The 12,087-nt window shown below is 40.8% G+C and carries 11 protein-coding genes; all 11 read right to left on the reverse strand.

What is annotated here, in order from left to right:
• Nucleotides 1-21: 21 nt before the first annotated feature.
• Complete coding sequence (locus tag CZ809_RS13915; protein WP_080158203.1) at nt 22-651, reverse strand: protein-L-isoaspartate(D-aspartate) O-methyltransferase; 630 nt, start codon at nt 649-651, stop codon at nt 22-24.
• A gap of 2 nt (nt 652-653) precedes the next feature.
• A complete protein-coding gene (surE, locus tag CZ809_RS13920) occupies nt 654-1,406 on the reverse strand; it encodes a 5'/3'-nucleotidase SurE (protein WP_080158204.1) in 753 nt (250 codons plus the stop codon).
• The gene (gene truD, locus CZ809_RS13925) at nt 1,384-2,439 is read right to left on the reverse strand and encodes a tRNA pseudouridine(13) synthase TruD (RefSeq protein ID WP_080158389.1); all 1,056 of its coding nucleotides are present in this window, start codon (nt 2,437-2,439) and stop codon (nt 1,384-1,386) included. The genes surE and truD overlap by 23 nt, the downstream gene beginning before the upstream one ends.
• A gap of 37 nt (nt 2,440-2,476) precedes the next feature.
• Complete coding sequence (ispF, locus tag CZ809_RS13930; RefSeq protein ID WP_080158205.1) at nt 2,477-2,950, reverse strand: 2-C-methyl-D-erythritol 2,4-cyclodiphosphate synthase; 474 nt, start codon at nt 2,948-2,950, stop codon at nt 2,477-2,479.
• Complete coding sequence (gene ispD / locus CZ809_RS13935) at nt 2,950-3,657, reverse strand: 2-C-methyl-D-erythritol 4-phosphate cytidylyltransferase (RefSeq protein ID WP_080158390.1); 708 nt, start codon at nt 3,655-3,657, stop codon at nt 2,950-2,952. The genes ispF and ispD overlap by 1 nt, the downstream gene beginning before the upstream one ends.
• A gap of 34 nt (nt 3,658-3,691) precedes the next feature.
• Nucleotides 3,692-3,970: a cell division protein FtsB gene (gene ftsB, locus CZ809_RS13940; protein WP_080158206.1), complete on the reverse strand. Its 279-nt coding sequence runs from the start codon at nt 3,968-3,970 to the stop codon at nt 3,692-3,694.
• Between the two features lie 308 nt (nt 3,971-4,278).
• Nucleotides 4,279-5,583: a phosphopyruvate hydratase gene (gene eno, locus CZ809_RS13945; protein ID WP_080158207.1), complete on the reverse strand. Its 1,305-nt coding sequence runs from the start codon at nt 5,581-5,583 to the stop codon at nt 4,279-4,281.
• A gap of 80 nt (nt 5,584-5,663) precedes the next feature.
• Nucleotides 5,664-7,304, reverse strand: coding sequence for a CTP synthase (gene pyrG, locus CZ809_RS13950; RefSeq protein WP_080158208.1), 1,641 nt, complete (start codon nt 7,302-7,304; stop codon nt 5,664-5,666).
• 223 nt (nt 7,305-7,527) lie between these two features.
• On the reverse strand, nt 7,528-8,337 hold the full coding sequence (gene mazG, locus CZ809_RS13955) for a nucleoside triphosphate pyrophosphohydrolase (protein WP_080158209.1): 810 nt from the start codon (nt 8,335-8,337) through the stop codon (nt 7,528-7,530).
• Nucleotides 8,338-8,437: 100 nt separating this feature from the next.
• Nucleotides 8,438-8,821 carry a hypothetical protein gene (locus CZ809_RS13960; RefSeq protein ID WP_080158210.1) on the reverse strand — a complete coding sequence of 128 codons (384 nt, stop codon included), beginning with the start codon at nt 8,819-8,821 and terminating at the stop codon, nt 8,438-8,440.
• A gap of 1,020 nt (nt 8,822-9,841) precedes the next feature.
• A complete protein-coding gene (gene relA / locus CZ809_RS13970) occupies nt 9,842-12,079 on the reverse strand; it encodes a GTP diphosphokinase (protein WP_080158212.1) in 2,238 nt (745 codons plus the stop codon).
• Nucleotides 12,080-12,087 lie beyond the last annotated feature (8 nt).

Here is a 12,087-nt window from a genome sequence, read left to right on the forward strand (position 1 = left end):
CATACGCTCAATACTCATGGTTTACGCCAAATCTCCAGCCACTAACGGCACAAATTTAACAGGTTCGATATCCGTTTCAATAAACTGATCGCCGTTGCGAACAATCAATCTTAACACTTGTTCTGAATAACCTACGGGTAATATTAATCGGCCGCCATCAGCAAGTTGGGTTAAGAGGCTCTGGGGAACCTCACTTGGCGCAGCGGTCACAATAATAGCATCAAATGGGCCTTTACTTTCCCAGCCCTGCCATCCATCACCATGTTTGGTTGAAATATTATACAATTCTAATTGCTTAAAACGTCGTTTTGCTTGCCATTGCAAACCTTTAATTCGCTCAACAGAGTAAACATGATCGGCTAATTGTGCTAATACTGAAGCTTGATAACCTGATCCTGTACCAATTTCTAGCACTGAAGATTGCGCTGTCAATGCTAATAACGACGTCATTTTAGCAACAATATAAGGCTGTGAAATCGTCTGACCACTGCCTATTGGTAACGCATTATTCTCATACGCTTGATAAGAAAATGCCTCATCAACAAAAAACTCTCTCGGTATTGCCGCAATTGCGCGCAACACTCGTTGATCAGTAATACCGCGAGCCATTAATAATGCAATTAAGTTATCAACTTGCCTCTGATAACGCATAGTTATCGGATCTCCACCGTATGCATCCAGCTTTCTAGCCCGGCTATTGCATCATGCGCAGTCAGGTCGACTTGTAACGGAGTAATTGAAACTTCCCCGTGTTCAATCGCAAAAAAATCAGTACCTTCTGCTGCATCTTGGGTATCACCAGGAGGACCTAACCAATATAAGGGATTACCCCGAGGATCAGTTTTCTTTATCATGCTTACGGCACGATGACGCGCACCTAAACGGGTTGTCTTCCACCCTTTTAGTTGTTCAAAAGGTACATCAGGCACATTAACATTAATAATTTTATGCGCTCCAACTAAGGGGTGCATAACCATCTTTTCAATCAGGATTTTAACAACTTGAGCGGCAGTTTCAAAATGGGTCTCACCCACTAATGATACCGCAATCGCAGGCACACCTAAAAAATAGCCCTCAGTTGCCGCGGCAACGGTGCCCGAATACAGCACATCATCACCTAAATTTGCACCGTGATTAATGCCTGTGACCACAATGTCAGGGCGTACATCTAACCATTCAGTAAGTGCAAAATGGACACAGTCAACTGGCGTCCCCTGCACTGCAACCTTATTATCACTTTGCTGACGAATACGTAATGGGTAATCAATGGTTAACGAATTAGAGGCTCCTGATCGATTACGATCAGGAGCTACCACCGTTACTTCACCAAGATCACTAAGGACCTTGGCTAACGTATTTATACCTTCAGCAAAAATACCGTCATCATTGCTGATCAGTATTCTCATCATTCATACCTTCTGATTCTAGTGGCATGATTAACTCACGCACGACCGACGTCGCAAAACTACCAGCAGGTAAAGCAAAAGAAAGAATCACACCATTATCATCAAACTGCCATTGCATATCCTGAGGCAATAATAACAATGGACGACGATCATGACGCATGCGATTATCACGAACCAATGCTACCAGAGCTGGCTCTTGTTCAACAATCGCTAATTCAAATGCTTGTGCATCTGCTGTTGTAGGTAATGCATTATCACCCAATAATGGCCCTGTAATTGCCAGCTCACCGTTAATTACTTGTTGCTGTAATTCAGGAGTAATGGTTTCTGCAATAAAAGTACGATCATCACCCGCGGCTTGCAAGCAATCACCCAGCATGATTTCACGAGTAAGATTTTGCTCAATACGCGCTGATAATACTTGGTTAAACATCCAAGAACGAGCAGCAGATAAGTAAAAACTGCGTTTGCTCTTATCACGAACGCGGAATTCATTATTACCCCAAGCGCGTGCTTTAATGACATTATTGCCACCATAGCCAAAACGTTGTTGACCAAAATAGTTAGCAACGCCTTGTTGTTTAACCAGTTCTAAACGCTCAGCCAATGCTTGTGGCTGATCTAAATCAGTTAGACGTAATTGGAACCAGTTACCTTGAAGGTCTCCTGGACGTAATTTTTTATCATGACGAGTGGTTTCAAGCACTTCAATACCGGGATGCTCAGCTTCAAACTGGGTTAAATCAGGATCGGCTTTACCTGGCAAATGAACACTAATCCATTGCTCAGTCACTGCATGGCGATCTTTAAGACCGGCCCAGCTCACATCACGCGATTTCACACCACAGGCTTTGGCTAATTCGTTTACTACATATTTGGTATTTTCGCCCGTTTTGCGAATTTTAACCATTAAGTGCTCGCCAGTACCACTGAAGGTAAAACCTAACTGCTCGTTAACGATAAAATCTTGTGGGTTTGCCTTAATATTTCCTTGGCAAGTTGGCTGTTCATGCAGCCACTTAAAACAATCCATTACGTTTGCAGAGGTGTTATTTGTCGACATGATGTGATTATACCTTTTTAATTAAAACAACTGCTTCACAAGCAATGCCTTCTTTACGTCCAGTAAAACCTAAACGTTCAGAAGTGGTTGCCTTAACATTAATATTGGTGATATCTGTTTCCAGATCATCGGCAATAGCTTGGCACATCGCAATGATGTGTGGTGCCATTTTAGGTGCTTGGGCAATAATTGTGACGTCCAGGTTACCAAGACAATAGCCCATTGCCTTAACCTTGTTGTAGACATCACGCAGTAAAAATCGACTATCTGCACCCGCCCATTCTGCATCGGTATCAGGAAAGTGACGGCCAATATCACCCGCACCAATGGCTCCTAATAACGCATCACAAACAGCATGCAAAGCTACATCACCATCAGAATGTGCAATTAAACCTTGTTCATAAGGAACGGCAACGCCACCAATAATAACTGGACCTGCGCCACCAAATTTATGCACATCAAACCCATGACCAATACGCATTAATGTTGTTCCTTTAATAAAAGTTGAAGATAGAACGCAGCCAACGCCAAATCCTCTGGCTGAGTCACTTTAAAATTATCACTGCGACCCGCAACAAGCAGTGGCGTATAACCACAAAATTCAAGCGCTGACGCTTCGTCAGTAATGGTTGCGCCTTGTGCTAAAGCCGTTGTTAACGATTGGCGTAATTGCCCAGCACGAAACATCTGTGGTGTGAGTGCATGCCATAAATTATCACGTTCAACAGTATGAGAAATATGAGCCTGAGCTGACTGTTGATGACCGCGTTTCATGGTATCACGTACAGGTGCTGCTAAAATTGCGCCACTGTCACTATTCACAGCGGAGGTTATTAAAGCGCGTAAATCTGCTCGACGAACACATGGTCGCGCAGCATCATGCACTAATACCCATGCATTATCATTGTTAATGGCAGCTAAACCAGCAAACACTGAATCAGCCCGTTCAGCACCACCATTCACCACTGTAATGCGAGGATCTGTAGCTAATGCTAGCTGTGGAAAATAAGGATCATCAGCGCTTATAGCAATCACTACTCGCGTAATTTCAGGTAAATCCAATAATCGATCAACGGTATGTTCTAAAATCGTTTTACCTTCAATATGAAGATATTGCTTTGGGCGATCGGCCGCCATTCGACTACCGACCCCAGCCGCAGGTACTACGGCAATAAATTCTTCAGTCATCATCAACTTCACTCACAACAAAAAAATGCAGTCTTTAGTTATTATCGCCAAGCACGCGAATAAAGGTTTCGCCGGGCTTAATTAAGCCTAAATCATTACGCGCACGTTCTTCCACTGCTTCTTTGCCACCGTGAAGATCTTTAATTTCTGCGTACATTTGTTGATTTCGTTGTTGTAATTCAGTATTCGCTGCTTGCTGTAAAGCAACGCTTTCTTTTACTGCGGTATATTCATTCATACCGTTTTTACCATCCCAAAAGTCGTACTGCAGCCAAGCTAAAAGCACTAGCAGGATAATGATAAACAGACGCATGGTTCCCCTTCAAAATTAGCGTAGATGTCAATGCCACCGAAATACATTCCAATAAACCGCTCGTGACGAGTTATTGGAATGCAGACTGCGAAAACGTAATAATCCCATAATCGGCTTATGGTGACCACTATTATGGTTATAGAGTTGATGTAGTGCTAGTTGAGTGTCAAATTTGCTGTTAAATCAAACAAAAAACATTTTTTAAGCGATATTTATAGCAGCATCACTTTTTAGTAAAAAAAAACCGCCTCCTAAGAGACGGTTCGATTTAGGCTAATTGAGCAAGCTCAATTATAGGCTTAAAAGAATTAAGCTTGGCCTTTAACTTCTTTCAGACCGTTGAAAGCAGCGCGCTCGCCTAGTGCTTCTTCGATACGGATAAGTTGGTTGTACTTAGCAACACGGTCAGAACGGCTCATAGAACCAGTTTTGATTTGACCTGCAGCTGTACCTACCGCTAGATCAGCGATAGTTGCGTCTTCTGTCTCGCCTGAACGGTGAGAGATAACAGCAGTGTAACCAGCATCTTTAGCCATCTTAATTGCAGCTAAAGTTTCAGTTAGAGAACCGATTTGGTTAAGCTTGATTAGGATTGAGTTAGTGATGCCTTTCTCAATACCTTCAGCGAAGATCTTAGTGTTTGTAACGAATAGATCGTCACCTACTAGTTGAATCTTGTCACCTAGTAGTTCAGTTTGGTGCTTGAAGCCAGCCCAATCTGATTCGTCTAGACCATCTTCGATAGAAACGATAGCTGGGAACTTCTCAGTAAGATCTTTCAGGAAGTAGTTAAACTCTTCTGAAGTGAATTGCTTACCTTCACCTTTAAGGTCGTAGATGCCTTGTTCTTTGTTGTAGAACTCAGAAGCAGCACAGTCCATAGCTAGAGTAATATCTGTACCTAGCTCGTAACCTGCAGCTTCAACAGCTTCTTGAATTGCTTTAAGAGCAGCTTCGTTTGACTCAAGGTTTGGAGCGAAACCACCTTCGTCACCTACAGCTGTGCTCATACCCTTAGACTTAAGAACTTTAGCTAGGCTGTGGAATACTTCAGAACCCATACGTACAGCTTCACGAAGTGTCTTAGCACCTACTGGCTGAATCATGAACTCTTGAATATCAACAGTGTTATCTGCGTGCTCACCACCATTGATGATGTTCATCATTGGTAGAGGCATAGAGAACTGACCAGCAGTACCGTTTAGCTCAGCAATGTGCTCGTATAAAGGCATGCCTTTAGATGCAGCAGCTGCTTTTGCGTTAGCAAGAGAAACAGCTAGGATTGCGTTAGCACCAAAGTTAGACTTGTTTTCAGTACCATCAAGGTCGATCATAAGTTGGTCGATTGCAGCTTGATCAGTCGCGTCTTTACCCATTAGTACTTCAGCGATTGGACCGTTAGCAGCAGCAACTGCCTTAAGAACACCTTTACCAAGGAAACGAGATTTATCGCCATCACGAAGCTCAAGAGCCTCACGAGAACCCGTAGAAGCACCAGACGGCGCAGCAGCCATACCAACGAAACCACCTTCTAGGTGAACTTCAGCTTCAATTGTTGGGTTGCCACGTGAGTCAATGATTTCACGAGCTAGAACTTTAACGATCTTAGACATTGTGTTTCCTCTGCTTTATCTTCAAATTAAAAGCTAAATAAAATAGCTGCAACGGTAGTTGTTGCAGCCATCAGTAATCCTTACTTATCAGAATCACCGCGGTGGTATACACCAGCAGCTTTAACAAAACCTTCAAATAATGGGTGACCATCACGAGGTGTTGATGTGAATTCTGGGTGGAACTGTGCAGCAACGAACCATGGGTGGTTCGGAATTTCAATAATCTCAACGAGCTTCTTATCAGCAGATAGACCTGATACTTTCAGACCAGCCTTCTCTAGCTTTGGTAGCAAGTTGTTATTAACTTCGTAACGGTGACGGTGACGCTCATGGATTGACGCTTGAGCGTACAATTCACGTGCTTTTGAACCGTCTTGAAGATGACATAACTGAGAACCAAGACGCATTGTGCCGCCTAGATCAGATTTTTCAGTACGCTCTTCTACATTACCTTCACTATCAACCCACTCAGTGATAAGACCAACAACTGGGTGTTTAGTTTCAGTGTTAAATTCAGTTGAGTGCGCATCAGCCATGTTCGCTACATTACGAGCAAACTCGATCAACGCTACTTGCATACCTAAACAAATACCTAGGTATGGAATTTTGTTTTCACGTGCATATTGAGCCGTCAGAATTTTACCTTCGATACCACGATGACCAAAGCCACCCGGTACTAAGATTGCATCTAGGTTAGCAAGCACTTCGGTGCCTTTAGACTCAACATCTTGAGAATCAATATATTTGATCTTCACTGAGATACGGTTTTTCAGACCCGCGTGCTTAAGCGCTTCGTTAACTGATTTGTATGCATCAGGTAGTTCAGTATATTTACCAACCAGACCAATAGTTACTTCTGCTGTCGGGTTAGCTTCTTCATAAATAACTTGTTCCCACTCAGATAGATCAGCTTCTGGCGCAGTAATACCAAAACGCTTACATACCAAGTCATCAAGACCTTGAGCTTTAATAAGTTGTGGGATTTTGTAGATTGAATCTACGTCTTTCATTGAGATAACCGCTTTTTCCTGCACATTACAGAACAGAGCAATTTTTGCACGCTCGTTTGCAGGAATAATACGATCACTACGGCAAACCAAAATATCTGGTTGAATACCGATAGAAAGTAATTCTTTTACTGAGTGTTGAGTTGGCTTAGTTTTCACTTCACCAGCAGCAGCAAGGTAAGGCACTAATGTCAAGTGCATAAACATGGTGTTTTCACGGCCGTGTTGTACTGCAAGCTGACGAATAGCTTCCATAAATGGTAGTGATTCAATATCACCAACTGTGCCACCGACTTCAACAATCGCTATATCATGACCCGCAGCACCAGCAATCACACGCTCTTTAATTTCGTTTGTGATATGTGGAATAACCTGAATCGTTGCACCTAGGTAATCACCACGACGTTCTTTACGTAATACATCAGCGTACACACGACCAGCAGTAAAGTTATTACGCTTAGTCATTTTGGTACGAATGAAACGCTCGTAGTGACCTAAATCAAGATCAGTCTCTGCACCGTCTTCCGTAACGAATACTTCACCATGCTGAGTAGGGCTCATTGTGCCTGGATCAACGTTAATGTAAGGGTCTAATTTCATCATGGTCACATTAAGACCACGTGCTTCTAGAATAGCTGCCAAAGATGCTGCAGCAATGCCTTTACCTAGAGAGGATACTACTCCGCCCGTAACAAAAATATAATTCGTTGTCATGTTAAACCTGGAAGATTGGTGTAGAGGATAAAGTGTATCTGGACGGGAAATTAGTATACCAGACACCATTTATCGCCACAACGTGAAAAACTATCACACACCCCTAAGATTTTTTTTGTCTCAAATCAAGGAAGTGATATGCGCGTTATTTTCACCCCATTTCGATACTTTTAGCCACTAAATCACTATACCGTTATAGCATATACATCCCAAATGGGAATAGTTATTTATTGCATTCGTGTTGTTTTACTTTATCCCACTCAAGATCTAGCTCAGTTAATGAGCATTGCTCTAGTGACTTACCTTGTTCTAGCACATTTTTTTCAACTTGGCGAAAACGTCGCTCAAATTTTTTATTTGCTTGTTGGAGTGCATGTTCAGGTTTTACCTCGAGATGGCGGCTTAAATTAACCACTGAAAAAAGTAAATCTCCCATCTCTTCAGCTATCTTATGTTGATCTTGTGGCGTTTGAATGACCTCTGCCATCACTTCATCCAACTCTTCCGTCACTTTATCTACCACAGGCCCTAGGCTATCCCAATCAAAACCTTGGCTTGCACAGCGTTGCTGAATTTTATCTGCACGAGTCAATGCCGGTAATGCTAAAGGGATATTAGCGAGCAAACTTTCATCTTGTAATTTTTGTGCTCGTTCTTTGGCTTTTTCAGCTTCCCAATTTTGTTTAACCGCCGCTTCATTATCAAATTGCTTATCACTAAAGACATGCGGATGGCGACGGATTAACTTGTCACTGATCCCCGTAACCACATCATTAAAGTCAAACAAACCCTGTTCCTTGGCAAGCTGACTATAAAAAACCACTTGAAACAATAAATCGCCCAACTCTTCTTTTACATCAGTCCAATTTTTTTGCTCTATCGCATCAGCTACTTCATATGCTTCTTCAATGGTATGAGGCACGATTGAATCAAAGTCTTGTTTTAAATCCCACGGACACCCCGTTTGAGGATCGCGTAATTGACTCATAATGCTTAATAGCTGTTCTATCTGAGGGCGAATTTTATCATCCATATTATCTACTCTTTATAAATGGCGCCATTAGATCACACTAACAGCGCCATAACATTGATAGTTAATAGTAGAAAACTAATTCAATGATTCATAGTCACGATTATTGATTATGGTGACAGTTTCCATGATGGTTTCCGCCATCACTGTCATGATGACGACACTCACTGTTATGACGGTAATTACTGTCTTCATTGTCATAGTGATTACAATCGCCATTATGATGATTATAGTCATCGTTATTGTGATGATTACAATCACCATTATGGTGGTGGTTATAGTCGTTATTATCATGATGCTGACAGTTGCGATCATGCTGATGAGCATTATCATTGCTTACAACATATTGAGAACAACGGCCGTCATTACAATCGTGATCAGCCACTGACTCAGCAAATACCGACGTTGAAAATAAGAGACTAACAGCCACGAATACCATTTTTACAGCATGAGTTTTAACAATATTATCAAACGTATATAAGTTCATAATTTATCCTAATAAATGTATATTATTTTGTAATGTTCAAAGACTGTTCAATTAAGAACAACCTAGCACTATTTTATTTTCAAATCCTTTAATGCACTGAATACATAAAATAAAAAACATCAATTGTTTAATGGCTTCTGTCGGAACATTCATAAAATCATTATCAGGGATAATAAATAATGCACAGAGTAAGATTATATTTAATATACTTTTCTGTGTTATTACATTGAATATCGTTTTTTTCATTACAACTCTCCAATAGCGCTATATAAATAGAACTATAAATATCACTTCAACAATATCACCTATATCTATAAGTTAGATTGATGATATTAATGTAAATAGCATTACTGAATCGAAAAATAATATAATATTTATTCGAACATACAGTAAGTAACAAACTATTAGGCAATAGGAGGTCGATATATTGATGGTGCTATTGTAATTATCATTTCATCTTGAATAGCTTCAATCGGTGCTAATTGACTCACACTCGCTATTTTCAAAGGCAAAGCAGGTATAATATGTAACACACTACTAATATTAGTATGCGTGACTATTTGGCAGCACTGGCAATGAGAACAGTCTTTACAATTCAAACAGCAGTTATTATTCGCCGCAGAAGTTGAAGATGTATCTTTATTCTGTATTGAGGCACTAGATGATAATTCAGTTATGATATGTGGGGTTTGATTTATAAATGCAGCATTCACACTACTGCTTAAAAAAAGCAGAGTGGTAAATAAAATAAACACCAATTTATGTAATTTCAAAAAATACATAACACATCATCATAAGTAAGATGATTAAATATTATCCTGTCACCTTATATGAGTCAATATTTTTAATAATTTTCATTTTTTATAATAATATCTATATTTATCGAATTATAAAATACCAACACACAGTTATATAAAAACAATATCTATTTCAAACAAACTATCATGCTCTTGTTTTGCTTTATTTAAATATAAAAATGGGCAGCTAATGCTACCCATTTTTAATATCTATATTATACAGTTAACCATATAAACGTTTAGCTTGGGCAACATCTTTTACTTGTTCAATTCGATTTAACACCCGTCCTAAAACGTCTAAATCTGTTAATTCAAGTTCAAAGTCCATGATCGACATTTGCTTTTTATAATCAACCCGGCTCTTCATGCCCGCCACTTTAACTTTTTCATTCATCAAGGTATTGGTCAGCTCTTTAAGCAGACCATTACGCTCAGAAGCAGTCACGCGAACAGTAATAGTATAATTACCAATAAAACCACCGCCCCACACCGTATCAATAATACGCTCTGGTGCATGGTGACGTAGTTCTTCTAACTGCTCACAGTCATGACGGTGAACAGAAATACCTCGTCCTTGCGTCACAAAGCCTTGAATATCATCACCAGGAATTGGCTGACAACAACGCGCTAAGTGAGTCATTAAATTATCAACCCCTTCAACAACGACTGAATCACGGCGTGGCTTTTTGGTTGTATGTGACGCTTTTTCACTGGCTTCAGATAGTTTATCAAGCAGTTGTTGATCTTCTTCTTCCGCTGTAGGTTTGTTAATTAGCGCATTAATATGATTGATAATTTGATTGATCCGCAGATCACCACTACCAATACCAGCATACAGCTCTTCTGGCGAATTAACATTAAAGCGTTTACTGGCGTAAGAGTGTGCATCTTTTAGCGTTGCATGGATCTTACTCAGCTCCGCTTCAAGAATTTCTTTACCGGCAATAATATTTTTATCACGATCTTGCTTACGGAACCAAGCATGAACCTTGGCTCGCGCACGACTAGAGGTCACAAAGCCTTGATTAGGGTTTAACCAATCACGAGAAGGGTTAGGTTCTTTTTGCGTGATAATTTCAACCTGATCCCCCATCTGTAAATGGTAAGTAAACGGTACAATTCGACCTTCTACTTTTGCACCAATACAACGGTGCCCCACTTCAGAGTGAATATGATACGCAAAATCTAACGGCGTTGCATTTGATGGCAAATCAACCACGTCCCCTTTTGGGGTAAAGGCATAAACACGATCATCAAACACTTGGCTTCGAAGCTCATCCAGCATTTCGCCAGAATCTGACATTTCTTCTTGCCATACCAGTAACTTACGTAACCAATTTATTTTTTCATCATAAGCAGACTGAGCACCACCAGAAGCTGCAGGGCCTTCCTTGTATTTCCAATGCGCAGCAACCCCTAACTCAGATTCTTCATGCATTTGCTTAGTACGAATCTGAATCTCAATTGTTTTACCTTCAGGGCCCAATACAACCGTATGAATAGATTGGTAGCCGTTAGGTTTAGGATTAGCGACATAATCATCAAATTCTTTAGGTAAATGACGATATTTGGTATGCACAACCCCTAACGCGGCATAACAATCTTGCAATTCTTCAGCGACAATGCGTACGGCACGCACATCAAACAGCTCATCAAACTCTAAGCTTTTCTTCTGCATTTTGCGCCAAATGCTGTAGATATGTTTAGGTCGACCTTGCACTTCTGCACGAATATTTGAGGCACGCATTGCGTCCGACAAATCATCAACAAAATGCATGATGTAGCCTTCACGATCAATACGACGTTCGGAAAGCTGTTTGGCAATTTGCTTATAAACTTCGGGATGTTGATAACGGAAAGCGTAATCTTCAATTTCCCATTTTAATTGCCCGATACCCAATCTATTTGCTAACGGTGCATAAATATTGGCACACTCTTGTGCCGCGATACGACGCACCGCATCAGGTTCATTTTTCACTTCACGAAGATTACAAATACGCTCCGCTAGCTTAATAACGACACAACGGAAATCATCAACCATCGATAACAGCATTCGACGAATACTATCAACTTGTGCTGATTGGGCCGCTTCTTCTGCCGTCGATTTAAGTTGGCTAATAGCACACATTTGTTCAACACCTTCTACTAAATGCAGAATAGTGCCGTTGTAATCTTCTTTTACTTGCTCATGGCTATAACAACCCGCTTCAACTAATGGATATAGCATTGCCGATATTAGCGTATCGGCATCCATGCTTAACGTCACCAGAATCTCAACCATTTCACGACCGCGCCATAACAGCAACGGACCATTATCGTGATCGATAACCAGTTCCTGACAACGTAGATAAGTTCCTTCTAAACGTCCAAACGTTTTTGCATCTAAACGTAAACTTTCGACCCATGAGGCGAGCTCAAATATCGTGTTTTGTTTTAGATGTGCTCCACGTACTGCGACCATGTCTCTGT

The organism is Photobacterium piscicola (genome assembly GCF_900166965.1).
GTDB classification, from domain to species: Bacteria; Pseudomonadota; Gammaproteobacteria; order Enterobacterales; family Vibrionaceae; genus Photobacterium; species Photobacterium piscicola.

Coding starts and splice junctions, on each gene's coding strand:
- ftsB (WP_080158206.1), bottom strand. CDS start 3,970: ATGCGTCTGTTTATCATTATCCTGCTAGTGCTTTTAGCTTGGCTGCAG.
- CZ809_RS13960 (WP_080158210.1), bottom strand. CDS start 8,821: ATGAACTTATATACGTTTGATAATATTGTTAAAACTCATGCTGTAAAA.
- surE (WP_080158204.1), bottom strand. CDS start 1,406: ATGAGAATACTGATCAGCAATGATGACGGTATTTTTGCTGAAGGTATA.
- relA (WP_080158212.1), bottom strand. CDS start 12,079: ATGGTCGCAGTACGTGGAGCACATCTAAAACAAAACACGATATTTGAG.
- eno (WP_080158207.1), bottom strand. CDS start 5,583: ATGTCTAAGATCGTTAAAGTTCTAGCTCGTGAAATCATTGACTCACGT.
- mazG (WP_080158209.1), bottom strand. CDS start 8,337: ATGGATGATAAAATTCGCCCTCAGATAGAACAGCTATTAAGCATTATG.
- ispD (WP_080158390.1), bottom strand. CDS start 3,657: ATGACTGAAGAATTTATTGCCGTAGTACCTGCGGCTGGGGTCGGTAGT.
- truD (WP_080158389.1), bottom strand. CDS start 2,439: ATGGATTGTTTTAAGTGGCTGCATGAACAGCCAACTTGCCAAGGAAAT.
- pyrG (WP_080158208.1), bottom strand. CDS start 7,304: ATGACAACGAATTATATTTTTGTTACGGGCGGAGTAGTATCCTCTCTA.
- ispF (WP_080158205.1), bottom strand. CDS start 2,950: ATGCGTATTGGTCATGGGTTTGATGTGCATAAATTTGGTGGCGCAGGT.
- CZ809_RS13915 (WP_080158203.1), bottom strand. CDS start 651: ATGCGTTATCAGAGGCAAGTTGATAACTTAATTGCATTATTAATGGCT.